The 22198-nt window shown below is 67.9% G+C and carries 24 protein-coding genes; 7 read left to right on the top strand and 17 right to left on the bottom strand.

The genetic code is table 11. From position 1 onward, the window contains the following. Positions 1–59: 59 nt before the first annotated feature. From ACP7EY_RS15215 to fnr, 3 genes are all read left to right on the top strand, one after another. The gene (locus ACP7EY_RS15215; protein ID WP_426194998.1) at positions 60–1883 is read left to right on the top strand and encodes a PHA/PHB synthase family protein; all 1824 of its coding nucleotides are present in this window, start codon (positions 60–62) and stop codon (positions 1881–1883) included. A gap of 330 nt (positions 1884–2213) precedes the next feature. After that, complete coding sequence (locus ACP7EY_RS15210) at positions 2214–3197, top strand: diguanylate cyclase domain-containing protein (protein WP_426194996.1); 984 nt, start codon at positions 2214–2216, stop codon at positions 3195–3197. Positions 3198–3294: 97 nt separating this feature from the next. Beyond that, positions 3295–4068, top strand: a complete 774-nt coding sequence (fnr, locus tag ACP7EY_RS15205) for a fumarate/nitrate reduction transcriptional regulator Fnr (RefSeq protein WP_426194994.1) — start codon at positions 3295–3297, stop codon at positions 4066–4068. Positions 4069–4081: 13 nt separating this feature from the next. Here fnr and ACP7EY_RS15200 read toward each other — a convergent pair whose 3' ends face one another. The 14 genes from ACP7EY_RS15200 to ACP7EY_RS15135 form a co-directional block, all read right to left on the bottom strand. After that, on the bottom strand, positions 4082–4642 hold the full coding sequence (locus tag ACP7EY_RS15200; protein ID WP_426194992.1) for a FixH family protein: 561 nt from the start codon (positions 4640–4642) through the stop codon (positions 4082–4084). Between the two features lie 37 nt (positions 4643–4679). Next, positions 4680–6047 carry a cytochrome c oxidase accessory protein CcoG gene (gene ccoG, locus ACP7EY_RS15195; RefSeq protein ID WP_426195103.1) on the bottom strand — a complete coding sequence of 456 codons (1368 nt, stop codon included), beginning with the start codon at positions 6045–6047 and terminating at the stop codon, positions 4680–4682. Between the two features lie 5 nt (positions 6048–6052). Then, entirely contained in the window at positions 6053–7021 is a 969-nt protein-coding gene (gene ccoP / locus ACP7EY_RS15190) for a cytochrome-c oxidase, cbb3-type subunit III (RefSeq protein WP_426194990.1), read from the bottom strand. Next, a complete protein-coding gene (locus ACP7EY_RS15185) occupies positions 7014–7181 on the bottom strand; it encodes a cbb3-type cytochrome oxidase subunit 3 (RefSeq protein WP_426194989.1) in 168 nt (55 codons plus the stop codon). Before ACP7EY_RS15185 ends, ccoP begins: the two co-directional genes overlap by 8 nt. A gap of 1 nt (position 7182) precedes the next feature. After that, entirely contained in the window at positions 7183–7797 is a 615-nt protein-coding gene (gene ccoO, locus ACP7EY_RS15180) for a cytochrome-c oxidase, cbb3-type subunit II (protein ID WP_426194987.1), read from the bottom strand. Beyond that, positions 7781–9247: a cytochrome-c oxidase, cbb3-type subunit I gene (ccoN, locus tag ACP7EY_RS15175; RefSeq protein ID WP_426194985.1), complete on the bottom strand. Its 1467-nt coding sequence runs from the start codon at positions 9245–9247 to the stop codon at positions 7781–7783. Before ccoN ends, ccoO begins: the two co-directional genes overlap by 17 nt. A 116-nt stretch (positions 9248–9363) precedes the next feature. Beyond that, positions 9364–9843, bottom strand: coding sequence for a VOC family protein (locus ACP7EY_RS15170; protein WP_426194984.1), 480 nt, complete (start codon positions 9841–9843; stop codon positions 9364–9366). 39 nt (positions 9844–9882) lie between these two features. Further along, positions 9883–10329: an SRPBCC family protein gene (locus ACP7EY_RS15165; protein WP_426194982.1), complete on the bottom strand. Its 447-nt coding sequence runs from the start codon at positions 10327–10329 to the stop codon at positions 9883–9885. A gap of 108 nt (positions 10330–10437) precedes the next feature. Beyond that, a complete protein-coding gene (gene ccoS, locus ACP7EY_RS15160; RefSeq protein ID WP_426194980.1) occupies positions 10438–10590 on the bottom strand; it encodes a cbb3-type cytochrome oxidase assembly protein CcoS in 153 nt (50 codons plus the stop codon). Next, entirely contained in the window at positions 10590–13013 is a 2424-nt protein-coding gene (locus ACP7EY_RS15155; RefSeq protein ID WP_426194978.1) for a heavy metal translocating P-type ATPase, read from the bottom strand. Before ACP7EY_RS15155 ends, ccoS begins: the two co-directional genes overlap by 1 nt. Continuing rightward, positions 13010–13816, bottom strand: coding sequence for a sulfite exporter TauE/SafE family protein (locus tag ACP7EY_RS15150; RefSeq protein WP_426194976.1), 807 nt, complete (start codon positions 13814–13816; stop codon positions 13010–13012). Before ACP7EY_RS15150 ends, ACP7EY_RS15155 begins: the two co-directional genes overlap by 4 nt. A 7-nt stretch (positions 13817–13823) precedes the next feature. Then, positions 13824–15257 (bottom strand): oxygen-independent coproporphyrinogen III oxidase, encoded by a 1434-nt coding sequence (gene hemN / locus ACP7EY_RS15145; RefSeq protein WP_426194974.1) that lies wholly within the window; start codon positions 15255–15257, stop codon positions 13824–13826. Between the two features lie 194 nt (positions 15258–15451). Continuing rightward, positions 15452–15838 carry a hypothetical protein gene (locus ACP7EY_RS15140; protein WP_426194972.1) on the bottom strand — a complete coding sequence of 129 codons (387 nt, stop codon included), beginning with the start codon at positions 15836–15838 and terminating at the stop codon, positions 15452–15454. A 237-nt stretch (positions 15839–16075) separates the two neighbouring features. Next, on the bottom strand, positions 16076–17362 hold the full coding sequence (locus ACP7EY_RS15135) for a VanZ family protein (protein ID WP_426194970.1): 1287 nt from the start codon (positions 17360–17362) through the stop codon (positions 16076–16078). Between the two features lie 133 nt (positions 17363–17495). Between ACP7EY_RS15135 and ACP7EY_RS15130 the strand changes: the two genes are divergently transcribed. The 3 genes from ACP7EY_RS15130 to ACP7EY_RS15120 all read left to right on the top strand — a co-directional run bounded on the left by ACP7EY_RS15130 (position 17496) and on the right by ACP7EY_RS15120 (position 18637). Next, positions 17496–17696, top strand: coding sequence for a hypothetical protein (locus tag ACP7EY_RS15130; protein ID WP_426194968.1), 201 nt, complete (start codon positions 17496–17498; stop codon positions 17694–17696). Between the two features lie 235 nt (positions 17697–17931). Then, positions 17932–18312: a DUF1566 domain-containing protein gene (locus ACP7EY_RS15125; protein WP_426194966.1), complete on the top strand. Its 381-nt coding sequence runs from the start codon at positions 17932–17934 to the stop codon at positions 18310–18312. Between the two features lie 133 nt (positions 18313–18445). Then, positions 18446–18637: a Thivi_2564 family membrane protein gene (locus tag ACP7EY_RS15120; protein WP_426194964.1), complete on the top strand. Its 192-nt coding sequence runs from the start codon at positions 18446–18448 to the stop codon at positions 18635–18637. Between the two features lie 87 nt (positions 18638–18724). On the opposite strand, the gene ACP7EY_RS15115 is transcribed toward ACP7EY_RS15120, so the two are convergent. The 3 genes from ACP7EY_RS15115 to ACP7EY_RS15105 form a co-directional block, all read right to left on the bottom strand. Further along, positions 18725–19873 (bottom strand): M20/M25/M40 family metallo-hydrolase, encoded by a 1149-nt coding sequence (locus tag ACP7EY_RS15115; RefSeq protein ID WP_426194962.1) that lies wholly within the window; start codon positions 19871–19873, stop codon positions 18725–18727. Then, entirely contained in the window at positions 19874–20170 is a 297-nt protein-coding gene (locus tag ACP7EY_RS15110) for a hypothetical protein (RefSeq protein WP_426194960.1), read from the bottom strand. A gap of 67 nt (positions 20171–20237) precedes the next feature. Then, positions 20238–21383, bottom strand: coding sequence for a metallophosphoesterase (locus ACP7EY_RS15105; RefSeq protein WP_426194958.1), 1146 nt, complete (start codon positions 21381–21383; stop codon positions 20238–20240). A gap of 188 nt (positions 21384–21571) precedes the next feature. Between ACP7EY_RS15105 and ACP7EY_RS15100 the strand changes: the two genes are divergently transcribed. Further along, complete coding sequence (locus tag ACP7EY_RS15100; protein ID WP_426194956.1) at positions 21572–22075, top strand: glycine zipper 2TM domain-containing protein; 504 nt, start codon at positions 21572–21574, stop codon at positions 22073–22075. Positions 22076–22198: the final 123 nt, after the last annotated feature.

The following is a 22198-nucleotide window of genomic DNA, read 5'->3' as shown; positions in this document are numbered from 1 at the left end:
CCGGCGCGACAGTCCGGCTCTGGCACCATGATCGTCATAGCCCAAGCAGGAGGATGTCGATGCGCTCAGCCGACCCGCGCGACCAGCAACTGCGCCTCGTCCCCACACCCGTGCCGGTGCCAGCCGCCGGCGCCGAGCGCCAGGGCAGCGCCTGGCAAGGCAGTTGGCGCGTGCACCCGGAAACCCGCATGCGGCACGACGGCGTCGACCTGGCCTTCAACGCCGCGCTGGCGCGCCTGACGGGCTTCGTCTCGCCCATGGCGCTGCAACTGGCCTGGCACGACTGGGCCGGCCACCTGCTGCTCTCGCCCGACAAGCAGCGCGACCTGCTCGAGCAGGCCGGCGCCAGCCTCTGGCGCTGGACCAGCTACGCCTGGCAGGCTGCCCTGGGCGGCGCCGCCGCGCCGCTGGCGCCGCTGGCGCAGGACCGCCGCTTCGACAGCCCCGCCTGGCAGTACTGGCCCTACAATGTGATCAGCCAGGGCTTCCTGCTGCAGCAACAATGGTGGCACCGCGCCACCAGCGATGTGCGCGGGGTGGCGCCCCATCATGCCGACGTCGTCACCTTCGTCGCCCGCCAGTTGCTCGATTGGGCGGCGCCGTCGAACTTTGTCTGGACCAATCCGGAAGTGGGCCAGGCCACCCTCGCCTCGGCGGGCGCCAACCTGGCCGCCGGCGCGGCGCGCGCGGCGGGCGACGGCTGGCGCGAGTTGCTGCGCCAGCCCCATCCCTTGCCGCTGCGGCCGGGCCGCGAGCTGGCCGTCACCCCCGGCAAGGTGGTGCTGCGCAACCACCTGATCGAGCTGCTGCGCTACGACAGCGCCACGCCCCAGGTCCACGAACGACCCCTGCTCATCATCCCCGCCTGGATCATGAAGTTCTATATCCTCGACCTGGCACCCCGGCAGTCACTGGTGGCCTACCTGGTCGAACAGGGCCACTGCGTCTACATGATCTCGTGGCGCAATCCCGCCGCGGCCGAGCGCGACCTCTCGCTCGACGACTACCGCCGGCTGGGCATCATGGAAGCGCTCAACGCCATCGGGCGGCTGCACCCGGGCGTGCCCGTCAATGCCTGCGGCTATTGCCTGGGCGGCACCCTGCTCGCCATTGCCGCCGCCGCCATGGCAAGCGCGCGCGACCGTCGCCTGGCCAGCGTCACCCTGCTGGCCGCCCAGGTCGATTTCACCGATCCGGGCGAGCTGTCGCTGTTCATCGACGAGAGCCAGGTCAGTTTTCTCGAAGCGGCCATGTGGCGCGACGGCTACCTCGACACGCGGCAGATGGCCGGCGCCTTCCAGCTGCTGCGCTCGAACGACCTGATCTGGTCGTACCGGCTGCGCCACTACCTGCTGGGACTGCCCGAGCGCGTCGATGCCCTCTCCGCCTGGAACGCGGACACCACCCGCATGCCTTGCCGCATGCACTCCGACTACCTGCGCCACTTATTTCTTCGCAACGAACTGGCCACCGGGCGCTACGTCGTCGACGGCCGCGCGCTGGCCCTGGCCGACATCCACCTCCCCATCTTTGCCGTCGGCACCGTCACCGATCACGTGGCGCCGTGGCGGTCGGTCCACAAGATTTCCCTGCTGGCCGACACCGAAGTGAGCTTCCTGCTGACCTCGGGCGGCCACAATGCGGGCATCGTGGCGCCGCCCGGCAGTGCCGGCCGCAGTTACCAGATGCGGGTGCAAGCGAGCGATGCACCGTATGTCGATCCGGACCGCTGGCTGGCCGATACCGCAACGCACGAGGGCAGCTGGTGGCCCGCCTGGGCAGCATGGCTGGCCACGCATGCGGGCCCGATGGTCGAGGCCAGCGCACCGGCCGGCCTGGCCAGCCTGGGCGATGCGCCCGGCGAGTACGTGCTGCAACGCTGAGCGGGGGCGTCACGCAGGCGTGGCGCCCATCGGCTGGCAAGGGATTTGACGCCGTTGCGTTGACGCCGTCCGGTTGACGCAGGCGAGTTGACGCTGATGAAGCGACACCGATGAACCGACGCTGATGAAGCGACACTGATGAACCGACGCTGATGAGTTGACGCAGATAAGTTGACGCCGATGAGTTAACGTCGATGAGCCGTAACAGTCGATTTGATGTAAATCAAAGAACCCACAACTAATTCAGCGCCCGCCCCACCCTGCCTCGACGCCGCCATTGGCACTTGCTATCATTGCCTTTTTCACCATTAACGGTCGAAGCGGTTGGTCATGTCCCATCCCATACGCCACGCGCCAGGCTGCGATTGCCCGCCAGACCTTGCCGCCTCGGTGTTTTATCACAGCCGCGACGGCATCATGATTACCAGCCTCGATGGCAATATTCTGGCCGTCAACCAGGCGTTTACCACCATCACCGGTTACCGCGCCGATGAAGTGGTAGGCCGCAACCCGCGCCTGCTCAAATCGGGCCGCCAGGGGCCGCAGTTCTATCGCGCCATGTGGGACGCGATCGTGCGCGACGGCCACTGGCAGGGCGAAGCGTGGAACCGGCGCAAGGATGGCAGCGATTTCGCCGAGCGCATCACCATTGCCACGGTGCCCGACAGTGCCGGCCAGCCCCATCACTACATTGCCGTGTTCGCCGACATCACCAGCGCCACCGAAGAGCGCCGCCTGCTCGAGCAGCAAAGCAATTTCGACGCCCTCACGGGCCTGCCCAACCGTCTGCTGTTGCAGCAGCGCCTCACGCGCGCCCTGGGCCGCGCGCGCGGCGCCGGCCGCCAGGTGGCGCTGGCGTTTCTCGATCTGGACGGTTTCAAGGAGGTCAACGACCGTTTCGGCCATGTCGCCGGCGACAATCTGCTGGTGACCATGGCACAGCGCCTGCAAAAAGCCCTGCGCGAGTCCGACACCCTGGCGCGCTTCGGCGGCGACGAGTTCGTCGCCGTGCTGCCCGACCTGCAGGACGACAAGCTGCTCGACTCGCTGATCGGTCGCCTGCTGCTGGCGGCGCGCACGCCGTTCGCGCTGGAGAACCGGCAGGTACAATTGTCGGCGAGCGTCGGTGTCGCCATTTTCCCACGCGACGGCATCACGCCCGATCAATTGATACGCAAGGCGGACGACGCCATGTATGCCGCCAAACGCAGTGGCCGCAACTGCGTGCGCAGCTGGCCCGATGCCGTCCAGCCCAACGACACCGCCGGCACCGCCGGCACCGCGACGGCGGCGGCACCAGCCGACAATCACTAAATCGCCGCTACGCCCTGTCACTCCTTATAATAGAGCACCTCCGCTCCTCGTTTCGCAGGGCGCCGTTGCCTTTGAATCAACAACCAGCAGAGTCCCCATGAACCCCTCCGCCACTCCCGCCGCCCCGGCCGCCCCAGCACTGACCACGCACGCCATCAAGGCCGGTTGCGCCGGCTGCAGCATGCACCAGCTGTGTTTGCCCATGGGCCTCGATGAAGGCGACATGGAACGCCTCGACCAGGTGATCGGCCGCCGCCGCCGGGTGGCGCGCGACGAGCGCCTGTACCAGATGGGCCAGCCGTTTCGCAATTTGTATGCGATCCGCTTCGGCCACTTCAAGACCTATCATGTCGATGCCGCCGGCGACCAGCAGATCACAGGCTTTCAGATGGCCGGCGAACTGCTGGGCATGGAAGCGATCAGCAGCGAGCGCTACCTGTGCGATGCCGTGGCGCTGGAAGACTGCGAAGTGTGTGAAATCCCGTTTCCCGCGCTGGAGGGCCTGTTCGGCCACGTGCCCAACCTGTTGCGCCACTTTCACCGCATGATGAGCCAGGAAATCACCCGTGAGCAAAATGTGATGCTGTTACTTGGCAACATGCGCGCCGAGCAGCGCTTCGCCGTGTTCCTGGTCAACCTGGCCTCGCGCTATGCCGTGCGCGGTTATTCATCGACCCAGTTCCAGCTGCGCATGTCGCGCGAAGACATCGGCAATTACCTGGGCCTGACCATCGAAAGCATCAGCCGCCTGCTGGCCAGGTTCAAAAAACAGGGTTTGCTGGCGGTGGAGAAACGCGGCATCACCCTGATCGACCCGGCGCGCCTGAAGGCGATGGCGGCCGGCACCACCGCCTGCAGCCCGCTGGCCTGAGCCAGGCGGCCGGTCAGTCCAGCGGCGCCGCCTCGGCCGGCGTCGGGATGACGCGCAGGTGGGGAAACGCCGCCGGCCGGCTCCACTGACGGGCCAAGCGCCAGTCGCGCGCGCCGCCCTCGAGCTGTACCTGCCAGCGGGTTGCCTCGAGCAGCGCCAGCGGCGCCGCGAAGGCGCCGGCCGCATCGGCCGTCACGGTCAGGGCAATATCTTTTTCGGGCAGGGTCGGATGGACCAGCCGCAGGTGCAGCAGGCCCGGCAAGGGTGTGCCGGCGGCCGTGATCACCCCGCGCAAGGTGGCGCCGCCCTGGCCGGCCGCATACTCGAGGTCGACCACGACGGCGCGCGCCGCCGCCGCCCGGTCACGCCGCAGATCCTGGTTGATCGCCTTGCCCTGGCGATAATAATCGTCGACCACCATGGCATCGGGCCGGCTGGCCGCCTGGTAGCCCATGACGGCGCCGGCCACCAGCACCCAGGCCGGGCCGATCATCAGCAGCCACGGCCAGCGGTGGCGGTACCAGGGCGCCTCGTCGTTGGCGGCGGCGGCAAATGGGCGAACGGTAGTGGGCATATTGAAATCCTGACAAATAATAGTGCGTGCCGGCGTCTCAGCGCGGCATGAGGAAGACGGCCGCCTCCGACACCTGCACGGCGGCGTCATCGGTCGCGCGCAGTTCGATGCGGATCGGGTGCGAGCCGGCGGCGCCGCGGGGCGCGCGCACGCGCACGGCGACGGTGCGGGCGCTGGCGCCCTCCACGCTCAGGCGCGGGTCGCCGTCGATGCTGACGCCGTCCAGGCCGTGCACGGCGATGAGGAACTGGTGGCGATGCTCGGCGGTGTTCATGATCTGCAGGCGGTAGACGTTCTCCACCAGCGCATCACCGACCAGCCGCCCCATGCCACCGCGGTCGCGCAGCACATCGAGTTTCAAGGGCGTGCGCACGGTCAGCGCCGTGGCCAGCGCCGCGCACAGCGCCAGCAGCAGGCCGCAATAGACCAGCACGCGGGGGCGCAGCACGCGCGCCGCCATGCGCCGGCTGTCCCAGCGGGCAGCCAGGCCGCGGTCGGTGGCGTAGCGCACCAGGCCGCGGGGGCGCTCGATGCGGTCCATCACGCTGTTGCAGGCATCGACGCAGGCGGCGCAGCCGATGCACTCGTACTGCAGGCCGTTGCGGATGTCGATGCCGGCCGGGCACACCTGCACGCACAGGCTGCAATCGATGCAGTCGCCGCTGGCCTTGCCGATCGGCCCGCGCGGCTCGCCGCGTTGGCCGTCATAGCTGACGATCAGGGTATCGCGGTCGAACATGGCGCTTTGAAAGCGTGCATACGGGCACATGTACTTGCACACCTGCTCGCGCAGCCAGCCGGCGTTGCCGTAGGTGGCGGCCGTATAAAACCCCACCCAGAACAGCTGCCAGGGTCCCAGTGTCGCGCTGGCCAGGCCGCCCAGCAACTGGTCGAGCGGGGTGAAGTAGCCGACAAAGCTGATGCCGGTCCAGCCGGCCACCAGCAGCCAGGCGGCGTGCTTGGCCACCTTGCGGGCCAGCGTGGCCACGCTCCATGGCTGGCGGTCGCGCCGGATGCGGGTGCTGCGCGGGCCTTCGATGCGCCGCTCGAGCCACATGAACATCGAGCTGTACACCGTTTGCGGGCAGGCATAGCCACACCAGACGCGGCCGGCGACGGCGGTGACGAGGAACAGGCCGACGGCGCAGACGATCAGCAGCGCCGCCAGGTAAATGAAATCCTGCGGCCACAGCACCAGGCCGAACAGGTAGAACTTGCGCTCGGCCAGGTCGAACAGCACCGCCTGGCGGCCATTCCAGCGCAGCCACGGCAGGCCGTAGAACACCAGCTGGGTCGCCCACACGGCCAACCAGCGCAAGGTGGCGTAGCGGCCGCTGATCTCGCGGGGGTAGATGGCGGCGCGCGGCGCATACATCTGCACCACTTTTTCGCCGGACGGCGCCATCTGCTTCATGGCTGGCCTGCTGCCGCCGGGGCCGGCGCCGGCACCGCCGCCGCGGGGACGACCGTGCGTTTCGACAAGCCCCACACGTAGGCGGCCAGCACGTGCGCCTTCGGTTCACCGAGGATCTCGGCAAACGCCGGCATGCGGTTGTCGCGGCCTTTGTTGATGGTTTCCATGATGGTGGCGAGGTCGCCGCCGTGCAGCCACACCTTGTCGCTCAGGTTGGGCGCGCCCAGCGCGGGATTGCCGCGCCCCTCGGCGCCATGGCAGCCGATGCAGGCGACAAACTTGCTCTTGCCCTGGGCCGCCTTGAGGGGATCGACGGGCAGACCGGACAGGCTGCGCACGTAGTGGGCCAGGTTTTCCACGTCACGGTCCGAGCCCACCGCCGCCGCCATCGGTGGCATCTGGCCGTGGCGTCCGTGCAGGATGGTCTGCTCGATGGTGGCGGGGTCGCCGCCGTGGATCCAGTCGCCGTCGGTCAGGTCGGGAAAGCCCTTGTTGCCGCGGGCATCGGCGGCGTGGCACTGGGCGCAGTAATTCATAAACAGGCGCTCGCCCACCACGCGGGCCTGGGGATCGGCGGCCACCAGCGACACCTCCTTGCTGGCATAGGCGGCGAACACGGGGCCGTATTCGGCATCGGCACGCTTGACTTCCTGCTCGTAGGCACCGGCCGAGCGCCAGCCGAGTTTGCCTGCATAGCTGCCCAGGCCCGGGTACAGCACCAGGTAGACGATGCCGAACACGATGGTGATGTAAAACAGCCACATCCACCAGCGCGGCATCGGCGTATTGAGCTCGGTGAGATCCTCGTCCCACACGTGGCCCGTGGTGGGATCGGGCTTGCCGTCGGCGCCCACGTTGACGCGCACCGTCGATTGCGACCACAGCAGCAAAGCGCAGCCGGCGATCCCCGCCAGGCTGATCAGGGCGATGTACCAGTCCCAGAAGCCATCGGTAAACTCAGACATTGCGCTCCTCCCGGTCCTCGTCGGCGAACGGCAGCGCCGCCGCGGTATTGAAATCGTCCGCGCGGCGCAGCACGAAGGTCCACGCCAGGATGCCGATGAAGGTGATGAAGCTCAGCACCGTCATGATGCTGCTGGCGTGGTCGAACAGTTGGATCAGCATGTCAGTTCCTCGTCTTGATCAGGGTGCCCAGGCCTTGCAGATAGGCCACCAGCGCGTCTTCTTCACTCTTGTTGGCGATTGCCTGGGGCGCGGCGGCAATCTCCTGCTCGCTGTACGGCACCGACAGGCGCTTGAGGGCGCGCATGCGCGCCGTCACGTCGGCCGGGTCGAGCTTGGTGGCGGCCAGCCACGGGTAGCCCGGCATGTTCGATTCCGGCACCAGGTCGCGCGGATTGTTCAGGTGGGTGCGGTGCCATTCGTCGCTGTAGCGTCCGCCAACGCGCGCCAGGTCGGGCCCCGTGCGCTTCGAGCCCCACTGGAACGGCCGGTCGTAGACGAACTCGCCGGCCACCGAATAGTGGCCATAGCGCTCCGTCTCGGCGCGAAACGGCCGGATCATCTGCGAGTGGCAGTTGTAGCAGCCCTCGCGGATGTAGACGTCGCGTCCCATCAGCCGCAGCGGCGAGTACGGCGTCAGCCCGGCCACCTGTTCGGTGGTCGATTTTTGAAAGAACAGGGGAACGATTTCCACCAGCCCGCCAAACGAGATCACCAGCAGCACGAGGCCGATCAGCAACCAGGGATTTTTTTCAATCCATTCATGCGAAAACTTCACGGGTGCCTCCTGCGACAGGTTTGTTGGGGGTGCTGCCAGGGATGCGCGGGTCGACCGACACGGTGCTGCGCAGGGTCTGGAAGGTGTTATAAGCCATCATCAGCATGCCCGACAGGTACAGCAGGCCGCCGCCGAAACGGATCACATAGTAGGGATAGGTGGCCTTGACGCCTTCGACGAAGGTGTAGGTCAGGGTGCCGTCTGGGTTGACGGCGCGCCACATCATGCCCTGCATGACACCGGCAATCCACATCGCCGCGATGTACAGCACGATGCCGATGGTGGCGACCCAGAAATGCAGGTCGATCAGGCGGCTGCTCCACATCGCTTGCTTGCCGGCCAGGCGGGGCAACAGGTAATAGATCGAGCCCATGGTGATGAAGCCCACCCAGCCCAGGGCGCCCGCATGGACGTGGGCAATGCCCCAGTCGGTGTAGTGCGATAGCGAGTTGATGGTCTTGATCGACAACATCGGGCCTTCGAAGGTGGCCATGCCGTAGAACGACAGCGAGACGATCAGGAATTTCAGGATCGGATCGGTGCGCAGCTTATGCCAGGCGCCCGACAGGGTCATGATGCCGTTGATCATCCCACCCCACGACGGCGCCAGCAGGATCAGCGAAAACACCATGCCGATCGACTGGGTCCAGTCCGGCAACGCCGTGTAATGCAAATGGTGCGGGCCCGCCCACATGTAGGTGAAAATGAGCGCCCAGAAGTGGACGATCGACAGGCGGTAGGAATACACGGGCCGTTCGGCCTGCTTGGGAATGAAGTAATACACCATGCCCAGGTAACCGGCGGTGAGGATGAAGCCGACCGCGTTGTGGCCATACCACCACTGGATCATGGCGTCTTGCACGCCGGCGTAGGCCGAGTACGATTTCATGGGGCTGGCGGGCATGCTGGCGCCGTTGACGATGTGCAACAGGGCGACGGCGATGATGTAGGCGCCAAAAAACCAGTTGGCCACGTAGATGTGCTTGACCTTGCGCTTGATGACGGTGCCGAAGAACACCACGGCGTACACCACCCAGACGACGGCGATCAGGATGGTGATGGGCCACTCGAGTTCTGCGTACTCTTTGCCGCGCGTAAAGCCCATCGGCAAGGTGATGGCGGCCGACACCAGCACTGCCTGCCAGCCCCAGAAGGTGAACGCGGCCAGCCGGTCCGAGAACAGCCGCACCTGGCAGGTGCGCTGCACCACGTAATACGAGGTGGCAAACAGGCCGCACACGCCAAAAGCAAAAATGACGGCGTTGGTGTGCAGGGGACGCAGCCGGCCGTAGGTCAGCCAGGGGATGTCGAAATTGAGCGCCGGCCAGGCCAGCTGGGCGGCAATAATGACGCCGACCAGCATGCCGATCACGCCCCAGGCGACGGTAGCGATGGCGAACTGGCGCACCACCTTGTAGTTATAGTGTTCTTCGAGGTGTTGCGGTTTCACTGGCGCTCTCCGGGAATTTGCGGGATGGCGTCAGAGTAATTTTGCGGTCCTTAAAAATCTTTGATGTGAATCAAAATTGCCCCGTTTGATGCCATTAAAGCATCCATAAAAGGCAATCAGGCGTCGCGCGCCGCCGCGATCGCGGCGATGTCGATTTTGCGCATTTGCATCATCGCCTCGAAGGCGCGGCGGGCACGCGCCGGGTCGGGGTCGGTGACGGCGTCGATCAGCACGCGCGGCGTAATTTGCCACGACAGCCCCCACCTGTCCTTGCACCAGCCGCAGGCGCTTTCCTGGCCGCCATTGTCGACAATGGCGTGCCACAAGCGGTCCGTTTCAGCCTGGTCGTCGGTGGCCACCTGGAACGAGAATGCCTCGCTGTGGCGGAAGGCGGGTCCGCCGTTCAGGCCCACGCAGTCGATGCCCATGACCGTGAACTCGACGGTGAGAATATCGCCCTGCTTGCCCGACGGGAAGTCGGCCGGTGCATGGTGGATGGCCTTGACGGCGCTGTCGGGAAACGTGGCGGCATAAAAGCGCGCCGCGTCCAGCGCGCCGCCGTCGAACCACAGGCACATACTGAGTTTGCTGCGCATGTCGATGCTCCCTTCATGGCAAGCGGCAACCGTGTCGTGTTACTGGGCGATCTCCGGCTCGACCAGGTGGGCCAGCTGCGCCAGCGACTCTTGCCAGCCCAGGTAGCACATTTCAAGCGGGATCACGGCAGGGATGCCGGTTTGTTCAATGGAAATTTCGGTACCGCACAGGACGGGCCGCAAGCGGACCGTGGTGTGCATGTCGCCCGGCAGACCGGGATCGTCGAAGCTGGCGCTGTAATGAATCAGTTCAGACGGCAGCAGTTGATGGTAGTCGCCACCGAAAGAGTGGCTGTGGCCCGTCGTGAAATTGGTGAACAGCATCTTGTAGCTGCCCCCGACCCGCGCATCCAGGTGGTCGACCTTGCAGGTGAAGCCATACGGCGGCAGCCACTTGGCCATGGCGCCCGCGTCGAGAAAGGCGCGGTAGACGCGCTCGGGTTTGGCGCGCAGGACGCGCTGCAGCTGGACTGTTCCGGTGGACATCGATTTCCTCACGGTCTGGGGTGGGCGAACGTCCATACTACCGCGCCGGCGCCGCCGTGGCACGCGTGGCACCATAAAAAATCTGCCCGCATAAGCCGCTGCCGCCGCTCAGTGCCCAGCGCCGTCCTCGTCCTGCAGGATGCGGTGCGCCGGCCCTTCGAGGTCGTCGAACTGGCCACTGTCGGCGGCGCCGAAGAAAATCCACAGGGCCAGCCCGATCAGGATCACGCTCACCGGCACCAGCAGATACAAGGCCTCCATCAGTGCCCCCGGCGCAGGCGCAGTGCGTTGAGCACCACCAGGGCCGAACTGCAGGACATGCCGGCCGCCGCCATCCACGGCGAGAGCAGGCCGGCGGCGGCGGCGGGAATGGCGCAGGCGTTGTAGAGCATCGCCCAGGCCAGGTTCTGGCGGATCACCCGCATGGTCGCGCGCGCGCTGTCGGCGCACAGGCGCAGGCTGTCGAGGCTGTCGCGCATGAGCACGCAGTCGGCGTGCAGGCAGGCCAGGTCGCTGCCCTTGCCCATGGCGAAGGAGACGTCGGCGGCGGCCAGCACGGCGGCGTCATTGAGGCCGTCGCCCACCATCGCGACGACGGCGCCGCCCGCCTGCAGCGCGCGCACGGCCGCCAGTTTCTGTTCGGGCAGCAGGCTGGCGCGCCAGTCGTCGATGCCCAATGCAAGGGCGACCGCCTGCACGGCACTGGCGGCGTCGCCGCTCAGGATCGACACCGCCACGCCCCGCTGGCGCAACGCGCGCACGGTGGCGGCGGCATCGGCGCGCAGGCCGTCGCGCAGGCTGAAGCGGGCCAGCAGGCAGGCCGGCTGGGCCGACCTGGCCAGGTAGACGCTGGTGGCGCCGTCGTCGACGCTGTCGGCGGGTGCGCCGACGAAGGCGGCGCTGCCGAGGCGGTAGGCGACGCCGTCGACGACCCCTTCGACGCCGGCGCCCGCGTGCTGAACGAGCTGCCGGGCCAGCAGCGCCGGGCCGGGGGCGGCATCCTTGAGCGCCGCCGCCAGCGGGTGCGCGCTGGCCCCTTCGAGCGCGGCGGCAATCGCCAGGCAGGCCTGCCCGTCGAGCGGGCCGCTCGCACGCAGCGCCACCAGCACGGGCGCGCCGTGGGTGAGCGTGCCGGTCTTGTCGAACACCACGTGGGTGGCGCGCGCCAGCGTTTCGAGCACGTGCGGGCGCACCACCAGCACGCCGTCGCGCAACAGGCGGCCGGTGGCGGCGGCCAGCGCCGCCGGCGTCGCCAGCGACAGCGCGCACGGGCATGACACCACCAGCACCGCCACCGCCACCTGCCAGGCGCGCGCCGGGCTGAGCGGATACCAGGCGGCGAAGGTCAGCAGCGCCAGCACCAGCAGCGCGCTGACGAACCAGGCGCCGACCCGGTCGGCCCACAGGGCGATGGCCGGCTTGCCCTGCCCCGCCCCTTCAACCAGCGCCGCCAGCCGCGCCAGTGTCGACTGGCCGGCCGGCCGGCTGATGCGCAGCACGATCGGCTGGCCGCTGTTGACGGCGCCGCCGGGTACGGCGTCGCCCGCCGCCACCGCCTGCGGCAGCGCTTCGCCCGTCAGCAGGGCCAGCACCACGTGGCTGGCGCCTTCGACGATGACGCCGTCGGCGGCGGCCGCCTCGCCCGGCGCGACCAGTACGTAGTCGCCGGCGCGCAGGTCGGCCGCGGCGACGCTGGCGGGCGCGCGCCGCGCCGGATAGCCCTCGAGCCGCAGCGCCGTCGCCGGCGCCGCCTGGTGCAGGCGCTGCAACTGCGCCGCCGCCGCGCAGCGCGCGCGCAGTTCCAGGTACTGGCTGCCCAGCAGCAGAAAAATGAACATGGTGACGGCGTCGAAATACACGTCGCCGTGTCCCCGCAACAGGGACACGGTGCTGGCGGCGAAGGCGGCGCCGATGCCCAGCGCCACCGGCACATCCATGCCGGGCGCGCGCGCGCCCAGGCTGCGCCAGGCGCCACGCCAGATCGGCTGGGCCGAGTACAGCAGCGCCGGCAAGGTCAGGCAGAACGAGGCCCACTGCAGCAAGGCGCGCATGTCGGCGTCCATGTCGCCGTCGGCGCCGCCGCTGGCGAGATAGACGGGGAAGGCGTACATCATCACCTGCATCATCGCCAGGCCGGCCACGAACAGGCGCTTGAACATGCGCTTGCGCTCGCGTTCGAGGCGCGCGCCGTGGCGCCCCGCGTCATACGGGTAGGCCGGGTAGCCGATCGCCGCCAGGCTGGCGACGACCCCGTCGAGATCGTTGGCGCCGCTCTCCCAGCGCACCCGCAGCAGGCAGGTGGCCAGGTTCAGGTCGACGTCGAGCACGCCCGGCTGCGATGCCAGCTGGCGTTCGATCAGCCAGCCGCAGGCGGCGCAGCGGATCGCTTCGACCGACAGGGTGGCGTGCTCGCCGTCGCCGCCGTCGGGCCGGGCCGCGTGGGGTGGGCGGGCCGGGTGCGCCGGTGGCAGCGGCGCCGGCACCGAGTAGCCGCTGCGCTGGCGGTAAAAATCGCCCATGCCGTTGTCGATGATGCTGCGTGCCACCGCCTGGCAGCCGGGGCAGCACACGGGGTGCTCGGCGCCGTCGAAGGCGATGCGCCATGTGCCAGCGCCGCCCGCGCCGTCGGCCGGCAGGCCGCAGTGAAAGCACGCGAACAGGGCGGGATCGGCGCGATCGTTCATGGCAGCGCCAGCGCGGCGGGCGTGTGGCACAGCGCCAGCAGCCAGTCAGGGGCGGCGCCGGCAGCGGCGCGCACCAGGCCGGCCACGCCGAAGCCCAGCACGACGGCACCACCGGCGACGCGCACGGCGCGCCGCTTGAGCGCCGCGCGCCAGCGGGCGCCGGCCACGCCGATGGTCAGCAGCAGCGGCAGCGTGCCCAGGCCGAAGGCCAGCATCAGCAGCGCGCCGGCCAGGGCCGAGCCGCTCACCAGCGCCACCAGCAAGGCGCTGTAGACCATCCCGCACGGCAGCCAGCCCCAGACGGCGCCCACGGCGAACAGCTTGGCGGGACTGTCGAGCGGCAGCAGCGCGGCCGTCAAGGGTTCCAGCCGGCGCCACAGGTGGCCGCCCAGGCGCTCGAGCACGGCCAGACCGCGCCAGGCATCCATCAGGTACAGGCCCAGCCCCACCAGCATGGCGCCGACCAGCCACAGGGCCACCGCTTCGACGACGGCGAAGCCGGCCAGCAGGCGCACGCCGCCGCTGACGCCGCCGGCGATGGCGCCGGCCGCCGTGTAGCTGGCCAGGCGGCCGGCGTTGTAGGCCAGCACGCGCGGCAAGGCAGGCGCCAGGCCGGCGGCACGGGCGGCCGGCCGCGCCGCCACCAGCGCCACCGGCACCGGCCGCCCCGGCGCCAGCGAAAACGCGCTGACGATGCCGCCGCACATGCCCACGCAATGGACGCTGCCGGCCAGCCCCACCAGCAGCATGGGCAGCGCGGCCGCCAGTGCCGTTGACAGCGGGGCCGGCAGCGGCAGCGTCATGTTCGCCTCACAGGGTGCGCGAAAAGCGCGGGATCGCGGAGGGGACCGGCGTGGCCAGGTAGGCGTCGAACACCATGCAGACGTTGCGGATCAACAGGCGTCCGCGCGCCGTCACGCTGATCCAGCCCGCCTTCAGTTCGACCAGGCCATCGTCTTCGAGCGCGCGCAGCTGCGGCATCTCGGCCGCAAAATAGTCGGCGAAGTCGATGGGAAAAGCCTGCTCGACCGCCTCGGTCGACAGCTCGAACTGGCACATGAGCATCTGGATGATCGAGCGGCGCAACAGATCGTCCATGCCCAGCGCCACGCCGCGCTCGATGGGCAGCTCGTTGTTGTCGATGCGTTCGTAATACGCTTCGAGCGTCTTGACGTTCTGGCTGTAGGTGGCGCCGACGGCGCCGATGGCGGACACGCCGCAGGCGATCAGGTCGGCGTCGGGATGGGTCGAATAGCCCTGGAAATTGCGGTGCAGGCGGCCCTGGCGCTGGGCCACCGCCAGTTCGTCGTCGGGGCGGGCGAAATGGTCCATGCCGATGTATACGTAGCCGGCCTGGCCCAGGCGTTCGATCGCCAGGCCCAGCATGTCGAGCTTGGTCTGGGCGTCCGGCAGGCGCGCCGTGTCGATGCGCCGCTGCGGCTTGAACAGGTGCGGCAGGTGGGCGTAGTGGTACAGGGCGATGCGGTCGGGGTTGGCCTGCACCACCTTGTCGAGCGTTTGCGCCATGGTGGCCAGGTTCTGCTCGGGCAGGCCGTAGATCAGGTCGATATTGATGGAGCGGTAGCCGCAGGCGCGGGCGGCGTCGATGATGGCCTGGGTCTGGGACTGCGGCTGCACCCGGTTGACGGCGCGCTGGACCGCCTCGTCGTAGTCCTGCACGCCCAGGCTGATGCGGTTGAAGCCCTGCTGGCGCAGGCGCACGATGCGTTCGGGCGTGACCGTGCGCGGGTCGACCTCGATGGCGAACTCGCCGTCGGCGTCATCGGCGAACTCGAAGTGGTGGCGCAGGTGGGCCATCAGCTCGTCCATCTGGGCGTCGTTCAGGTAGGTCGGAGTGCCGCCCCCCAGGTGCAGCTGGCGTAGCTGGTTCATGCCCGAGAACAGCGCCGCCTGCATGGCAATCTCGCGCTTGAGGTAGCTCAGGTAGACAGCGGCCTTGTCGAGGCGGCGGGTGACGATTTTATTGCAGGCGCAGTAGTAGCACACGGTGTCGCAAAACGGAATGTGCAGGTACAGCGAGACGGGCTTGGGAAAGCCCCGCGTGCGGCGCGAGGCGACGGCGGCGAGATAGTCGTGGTAACCGAACTGCCCGGAGAAGCGGTCGGCGGTGGGGTAGGACGTGTAGCGCGGTCCCGGGCGGCTCATTTTGCGCAGCAGCTGCGCGTCGAACAGGGGGGCATCGGCGGACAATGCTGTGCAAGGAGGACTGACAGAGGCGGACATGCAAGCTTTCGACTGGCGGACTGCTCGTACGTGAGCCTTGTCCAGACAGGCGAAGTGTAGGAAAGGGAGGCCGCAAAATCTTTGACTTGCATCAAAAAATCCCGCAAGCGGGCACGCGCTCCCGGGACGGGCGACCACCACGGCGTCACTGTTTCGGCGGGCCGTGGTGGCTGTGGAGCGACGCCCTTACGCTGTTACTCCTTGACGTCCGCGCCCGATTTTTTCTGGTGCTTGCCGGCGTCCCGCTTGTTGGTGCCGGTGGTGCCGGTGGTGCCGGTGGTGTCGCCCGAGTGCACGCGGTCGAGCGCGTGCGGGTCGGTGGTGGCGCCGGCCGCGTCCGTGCTGCCCTGGCTGGTGCTGTTACCGGTCATGCCGGTGCCGGTGGTGCCCGTGTTGTCGGTGGCGCCGGGGCTGCCCGTGGTGGTGGGGGTGCCGGTGCTGCCCGTCTGCGGTGTCGCCAGGCCCGCGTCGGGCGGGGCGGCGCCGGTGGCCGGCTGCTTGGTGGTCTGGGCAAATGCCGTGGCCGACAAGGCGGCGGCAACGACGGTGGTGGCGAGCAAGCTGATGGTCTTGGTGCGCATGCGATTTCTCCTGGTTGGTTGGCCCGGGTTCGGGCGATCCCTGAAGGCGTTGTCCCAAGATCTTTCAAGACAGCGCCACGGGATGATTGCGTCATGCTCGAGCCTTGCGACTCGGGACACCCAGAATAACAAGCTGCGCAAATACGCCAACCGGACAGTAGACCGTCTGATCGTCAGATCAGGCCTACGAGATTGGCGACAATCAACGAAGTTAGCGTAACTAGCATGCGGAAAGCATCATTGTTGCAGGCCGTCGGCGGCCTGCGTGGCGCGCAGGGCTTGACTATTGGTGTGCGCCGCGGGCGCGATGCGCAAGTCGCCCGACCTGAAACTCCACGGCAGCAGCCAGCCGCACACGGCCAGCAGAACCTGGGTGATATCGCCAAACCGGCCCGGCACCGCCTGCTGGATCCATTCGAGCTGAAACACCAGCGCCAGCACCAGCAGGCCGCCCTGCCACAGGGCGCGGGTGCGGTGTTCGGGCGGGGTCAGCCAGCGGGCGAAATACGCGAGCGCAAAAAACGGCCAGAACAGTTCGAGGATGTTTTCCAGTCCTGCCAGCGAGCGCATCTGGCCGGCCAGCGGCACCCAGCTGAACCCGTGCAGCATGCGGCCCGGGCCAGGCAGCAGCTCGCCCAGCACAAAGCCGGCCAGCAGCGCCGCGCTGCCACCGATGGCGGCGGCGCGTAGCGTGATCGGCCGCAGCAGGAACAGCAGCGCCAGCGCCAGCGCGGCACCCACCAGGTCTTGCGGCGCCAGGTGGCGCCCGTACACCACCAGTTTGGCGCAGAACACGGCCGCCAGCAGGCAAGCGAACGCGATATCGGACGGCGGGCGATTGCGCGGCGGCGCCAGCGTGCGCATCAGTAAACCCAGTGCGATCAGCTCGGCCGCCGCCACCAGCGTCTGCCCCACGCCCAGCCGCAGGGGAAAGCGCAACTGTGCGGCCAGCTGCGCCAGCGCACGGCCAATGGCGCCCGGATCGAACACGGGCACCAGTGGACTGGTCTGCGCCAGCGCCCACAGCGCCACCGCGGCCAGTCCGATATTGGGCAGGGTGCCGACGCGACAGTGCCTGGTCCGCCACCGCTGCAGCGCGTGGCAGGCGCCGGCGCGCCCCAGCAGCAGCGCCAGCATCGCCCCGGCCGCCGCACCCAGGCCGTTCATGGCGATATCGGCCAGCGAGGCCACGCGGGCCGGTGCGCACTGCTGCAGCGATTCCAACAAGAAGCTCAGCAGCAAACCGGCCGCCGTCACCCGCCCAAGCGCATCGCGCGCGCTGTCGCCCGAACAGCGCAAGCGGTGCAAGGCCAGGAACAAGCCCAACGGCGCGTACGCCAGCACGTTTTGCACCAGGTCGGCGCCGGTGGTGCGCGCCGGCCAGGCCAGCAGGAAACCGAACCATGGCGTCCTGGCCGGCGCCCAGGCGTCAAACGGGTACAGGCTGCCATACACGATCAGGATCAAGAACAGTAGCGCAAGTCGCAGCATGGAACGGTGGCGCTTCAGGATGAATAGCAACAAGTTAAAAAAGCCTGCGGCTCTCCCCTGTAGGACGAGGACCACAGCAATACCCGAAAACAACTTACAAGAATAAAGAAACTACAAGTATGGCTCTCGACTATAGTTGCCCAACTAGAAATGAGCGGAGGTTTGCATGGCGTATTGCCCAGATTGTGGTTCGGATTTTACGCGACGGATTGCCCGTTCGCCGGCGATGCGGCTGATTTTCACCAGCCGGCGCATCCTGTGCTCCGACTGCGGCGCCCGTTCCCTGATCCTGTTTCCCGCGCTGGCCCGGCGCCGTCCGCTGGTACCCGTGCAACGCGCGCAGGCGGTCAAGCGCGACGCTGACTGATACGCGGGGGCGGCGCCCGCCACCCGCCCGCGTGCGAGGCCGTCCACGCGACGGTTTTTTTCGCACCCATCGTTACCCTGAAAGCGCCTTTTTTTTATCGTACACGTCGACCAGGCAGCGGTGCGTCCACAAGTTTGATGTAGATTAGCTCCCTGCAAAGCAGCCGCACTACATTGCAACTTCGGACAGTCCCGACTGTCTGACTTGTTCCCCGGGCACCGCTGGAAGGACGCGCATGAGCAGCCACCACGCAATCAGACAAGCTTTGCAGGACGGCGAGACCTACGCCGGCCTCCTGCTGGGTAAAAACGGTGCGCCCGACCACCATCTCATCTTGCTGGCAGGCGACATCGACGACGTCACCTGGTCGGCCGCGCGCAGCTGGGCCCTCGGCGCGGGCGGCGACCTGCCCAACCGGCGCGAGCTGTCGCTCCTGCACGCGAACCTGAAAGAAATGTTCCTGCGCGTGTGGTACTGGTCGGCCGAACAATCGGAGGTGCGCTCGCAACTGGTGTGGGGGCAAAATTTTTCCAGCGGCATCCAGACCATGTACGGCCGCCAGTTTCACGGCCGCGCGCGGGCGGTGCGCCGGGTGCCGTGCGACTGCGGCGCCTGAATGGCGGTCGCGGCGCTTGCAACGGGATGCCTTGGGGCGATTATGTGCTGTAGCGAACAGTGACAACTAGCGAGCTGGGGCATGATGGGCCTGTCCAATTCGACAACATCACACCAACGCTGCAGAGGAAACCATGAACGTACTTATCACCCTGATCATTTATTTGGTCATATTCGGCCTCATCTGGTGGCTGGTCAGCCTGTTGCCGCTGCCCTCGCCCGTCGCCCAGATCGTCCGCGTCCTGTTTATCATCTTGCTGATCCTGATCGTGCTGTCGGTGTTCGGCATCATTCCTGGCGGCTACCTGCCAAAGCTGAACATCTAGATGCACGCAGGCGCTGCGCCGCCCGGATGAAAAAAAACCCGCACAAGCTTGCTTGTGCGGGTTTTTTTGCCTGGCGGCGCGGCCCTGTCAGCGCGGCGCCTGCGCCGGGGTCCGTCCGATCGGCTCGCTCATGTTCGCCAGGAACCACGCCGTCGTCGCCATCACCGCCACGTGGCGGCGCAGGTCTTCCGGCTTGACCTTGTCGAAGGTATCGGCCGGCGTGTGGTGATAATTAAAATACGTCGAATCGTCGATCAGCGGCGAAAAGCTGGGGACGCCCGCCCGTTCCAGGCCGCTCAGGTCGCCCGTGCCCAGCACGTCGGTGCGCTGCAGGCCCGCCGCGCCCATCGGCAGCAAGGCCGCGCGCAAGGGGGCGAAGTGCTTCATCGACTCGAGCGGAATGCTCGTGCGCATGCCGAATACCCGGCCCGAGCCCTCGTCGTTTTCGATCGCCGCCACGTGTTTTTCCACCAGTGCCTCGTTGGCGGCCACATACGCCTGCGCCCCGCGCGTGCCGTTTTCCTCGTTCATCCAGGCGATCACGCGGATCGTGCGGCGCGGCTGGAAGTCGAGCTTTTTCAAGGTCTCGATCACCGCCATGGCGCTGGTGATGCCGGTGCCGTCATCGTTGGCGCCGGTGGCCAGGTCCCAGGAATCGAGGTGACCGGAGACGATCACGATTTCATCGGGCTTGTCCAGCCCCGGCAGGTCGGCGATCACATTGAAACTGTCGGCGTCGGGCAGGATCTGCGGGGTCAGGGTCAGCGTCATCGACAGCGGGCCGCGCGTTGCCAGGCGCGTCATCAGCATGGCGTCTTCGGCAGCGACGGCGGCGGCGGGGATACGGGCGCCGTCCTGCAGGCCGGACGAACCGGTGTGCGGCAGGCGGAAATCGGCGCCGCCCACCGAGCGCACCAGCACCGCCGCCGCGCCCATTTGCGCTGCCAGCCGCGTGCCCATGCCCCGATACAGCACGCCCTGGCCATAGGCCTGGCCGGCCATGCCGTGATCGGCCATGCTCTGGTCGAAGGCCACGTCGAACAGCACGATGCGCCCTTTCACCTCGGCCGCGCGGGCCTTGAGTTCATCGAGATTGTGCAGCACCAGCACCTGCGCGGTCAGGCCGCCGGCGGGGGTGGCGCCGGAGCCGCCCAGCGCGGCCAGCACCACTTTCTGGCTCACGCCAGCCGGGCGGCCCGCGTACTCGACCAGGCTGGCCGTCTCGACGCCGCGCACCTAGTGCGGCACTTTGACGGGCTGCAGGGTGACCTTGGCGCCCAGCTTGCGCATGGCCTCGGCCACCTGGGTCACGGCGGCGGCGGCGCCGGCCGAACCGGCCAGGCGCGGGCCGATCAGATCGGTCATGTCGGCCAGCCGCTCGTAGGCCCAGTCGCTTTTCAGGGCGGCGTCGCGGATCTTGCCCAGTGCCGCCGGGTCGTTGCCCGGGGCGGCCGCGGCGGCCAGTCCGGCGCAGCAGGTGGCGACGGCGACGGTGATCAGCTTGAGGGAAAACAGGCGGGGCGAACGATTCATGCGGCGGGTCCTTGGCGGTGATGGTGGATGGAACGCAAACAAGCCCTACAGTATAGCGGCGCCGCTGTCACTGCGCCGCCGGCGCCGCCACCAGCCGCAGCCGGGTAATTTCGGACGGCGCGCCGAAGCGCTTGGGCGGCCCCCAGTAGCCGGTGCCGCGGCTGGTGTACACCCACAGGCTGCGCAGCTTCCGCAGCCCGGCGACGTAGGGCTGCTGCAGCGGCACGAACAGGTTCCACGGAAAAAACTGGCCGCCGTGCGTGTGCCCGGACAGTTGCAGGTGGAAGCCGGCATCGACCGCCTCGAGCGCCGTGCGGGGCTGGTGCGCCAGCAGGATGCGCGCGCCGACCGTCGCCGGCGCGCCCGCCGCCGCCTGCCGCGGGTCGCTGCGGTGGCTGGCATCGAACAGGTGCGCCGTGAAATCGGCCACGCCGGCGATCATCAGCACGGCCCCCTGGCGCTCGCGCAGCACGTGCTCGTTCATCAGCACGGTCAAACCGAGCCGGCGCAACTCGGCGATCCAGGCATTCGCGCCCGAGTAGTACTCGTGGTTGCCGGTGACGAAAAACACACCGTCGGGCGCGCTCAGGCGCGCCAGCGGCGCCGTGTGCTCGGCCAGTTGCGCCACGCTGCCGTCGACCAGGTCGCCGGTGATGGCGATGGCGTCGCCCTGCAGGCCGTTGACGCGTTCGACGATGGCGTGCAAGAAATCGCCCTTGATGGTGGGCCCCACGTGAATGTCCGAAATCTGCACGATGGTGTAGCCGTGCAGCGCCGCCGGCAGGCCGTCGATCGGCACCTCCACCGTCACCACCCGCGCCAGCCGGCGCGCGTTGAACAGGCCCAGCGCCGTCACCGCCAGCGCCAGTGCGGGCACCGCCAGCGCCGAACGGCGCAGCGTGTCGGCGCCGGCGCCGCCGGCCACGCTCAGCACCAGCAACAGCACGTCACGCAGCAGCGTGAGCACCAGCAGCGAGGAAAACAGCCCCATCGTCAGCAGCGCGGCCCAGGTCAGCGCCGCCGTCCAGCGCGCGCGCCGCAGGCTCGAGGCGATCAGGCCGGTCGGCACCAGGATGGACGAAGCCACCAGCAGGGCAATGCCGACGGCCAGCCCGCCGGGCCCCGGCAGCATGGGCGGCAGCAGGCGCATGCCCAGGTAGACATGTAACAGGGCGGCCAGCGCCACCAGTGTAAAAAAAGCGCGACGGGGCATGCATCATCCAGGAACGAGAATAGGGCCAGCTTGCGCCAGGGGCCCGTGATTGTTACACAGGTTACAGAGCTGCCCCAGATGTAAGAGTCTGTATTAACAATAGCGATCAATTCCACGATCGCTATAGTGAACTCATGCCCGGTGTTTATCGATCATTCCGATCCAGCCTGGGGCAAAAGGATATCGCCATGTTGAACAAAAAATTCGTGGGCGCCGTACTGCTGGCCGCAACGGCCGTCTCGACGACGGCCATGGCCCAGGACCGCGGCTTCAATACTGTCGCCGGCGCCGTCATTGGCGCGGCAATCGGCAACAGCACGCACGACCGCAACGGCGCCCTGATCGGCGGCGTGCTGGGCGCGGCGGTGGGCAGCGCCATCCAGACCAATGATCGCTATTACGACCGCGGCAACAGCGGCAGCGGCTATTATGCCGACAACGGCTACTACGCCAACAATGGCGGTTATGTCGACACGCGCAGTTCGTACTATGACAACCGCGCCGGCTATTACCAGTCGGCCCCCGTGTACGTCGCGCCGCGCCCCGTCTATTACGCGCCGGCGCCGGCATACTATTACAACCAGCCGTCGGCGGTGGTGTACGTGGGCGGTGGCGGTCGCGGTTACTACGACGGCGGCCGCGGCGGCCACGGTGGCTACGGCCACGGCGGCCACGGCGGCCACCGCCGCTGATCGACCAGCCCCCCCATCAAGGCCGCCCCACCGGGCGGCTTTTTTTATGGTGCGCCGGCATTTTCAGGCGCCCCCGGCTAAGGCTGGACGGACGGCACCGGCCGTCCTGACACGCCCAACAGG

This window comes from Massilia sp. DWR3-1-1 (genome assembly GCF_049898325.1).
Classification (GTDB): domain Bacteria; phylum Pseudomonadota; class Gammaproteobacteria; order Burkholderiales; family Burkholderiaceae_D; genus JAFCUW01.
The sequence above is the reverse complement of the archived record's forward strand: the minus strand, read 5'-3'. Positions and strand labels throughout refer to the sequence as shown.

Coding starts and splice junctions, on each gene's coding strand:
- ACP7EY_RS15215 (WP_426194998.1), top strand. CDS start 60: ATGCGCTCAGCCGACCCGCGCGACCAGCAACTGCGCCTCGTCCCCACA.
- ACP7EY_RS15210 (WP_426194996.1), top strand. CDS start 2,214: ATGTCCCATCCCATACGCCACGCGCCAGGCTGCGATTGCCCGCCAGAC.
- fnr (WP_426194994.1), top strand. CDS start 3,295: ATGAACCCCTCCGCCACTCCCGCCGCCCCGGCCGCCCCAGCACTGACC.
- ACP7EY_RS15200 (WP_426194992.1), bottom strand. CDS start 4,642: ATGCCCACTACCGTTCGCCCATTTGCCGCCGCCGCCAACGACGAGGCG.
- ccoG (WP_426195103.1), bottom strand. CDS start 6,047: ATGGCGCCGTCCGGCGAAAAAGTGGTGCAGATGTATGCGCCGCGCGCC.
- ccoP (WP_426194990.1), bottom strand. CDS start 7,021: ATGTCTGAGTTTACCGATGGCTTCTGGGACTGGTACATCGCCCTGATC.
- ACP7EY_RS15185 (WP_426194989.1), bottom strand. CDS start 7,181: ATGCTGATCCAACTGTTCGACCACGCCAGCAGCATCATGACGGTGCTG.
- ACP7EY_RS15170 (WP_426194984.1), bottom strand. CDS start 9,843: ATGCGCAGCAAACTCAGTATGTGCCTGTGGTTCGACGGCGGCGCGCTG.
- ACP7EY_RS15165 (WP_426194982.1), bottom strand. CDS start 10,329: ATGTCCACCGGAACAGTCCAGCTGCAGCGCGTCCTGCGCGCCAAACCC.
- ccoS (WP_426194980.1), bottom strand. CDS start 10,590: ATGGAGGCCTTGTATCTGCTGGTGCCGGTGAGCGTGATCCTGATCGGG.
- ACP7EY_RS15155 (WP_426194978.1), bottom strand. CDS start 13,013: ATGAACGATCGCGCCGATCCCGCCCTGTTCGCGTGCTTTCACTGCGGC.
- ACP7EY_RS15150 (WP_426194976.1), bottom strand. CDS start 13,816: ATGACGCTGCCGCTGCCGGCCCCGCTGTCAACGGCACTGGCGGCCGCG.
- hemN (WP_426194974.1), bottom strand. CDS start 15,257: ATGTCCGCCTCTGTCAGTCCTCCTTGCACAGCATTGTCCGCCGATGCC.
- ACP7EY_RS15140 (WP_426194972.1), bottom strand. CDS start 15,838: ATGCGCACCAAGACCATCAGCTTGCTCGCCACCACCGTCGTTGCCGCC.
- ACP7EY_RS15130 (WP_426194968.1), top strand. CDS start 17,496: ATGGCGTATTGCCCAGATTGTGGTTCGGATTTTACGCGACGGATTGCC.
- ACP7EY_RS15125 (WP_426194966.1), top strand. CDS start 17,932: ATGAGCAGCCACCACGCAATCAGACAAGCTTTGCAGGACGGCGAGACC.
- ACP7EY_RS15120 (WP_426194964.1), top strand. CDS start 18,446: ATGAACGTACTTATCACCCTGATCATTTATTTGGTCATATTCGGCCTC.
- ACP7EY_RS15110 (WP_426194960.1), bottom strand. CDS start 20,170: ATGAATCGTTCGCCCCGCCTGTTTTCCCTCAAGCTGATCACCGTCGCC.
- ACP7EY_RS15105 (WP_426194958.1), bottom strand. CDS start 21,383: ATGCCCCGTCGCGCTTTTTTTACACTGGTGGCGCTGGCCGCCCTGTTA.
- ACP7EY_RS15100 (WP_426194956.1), top strand. CDS start 21,572: ATGTTGAACAAAAAATTCGTGGGCGCCGTACTGCTGGCCGCAACGGCC.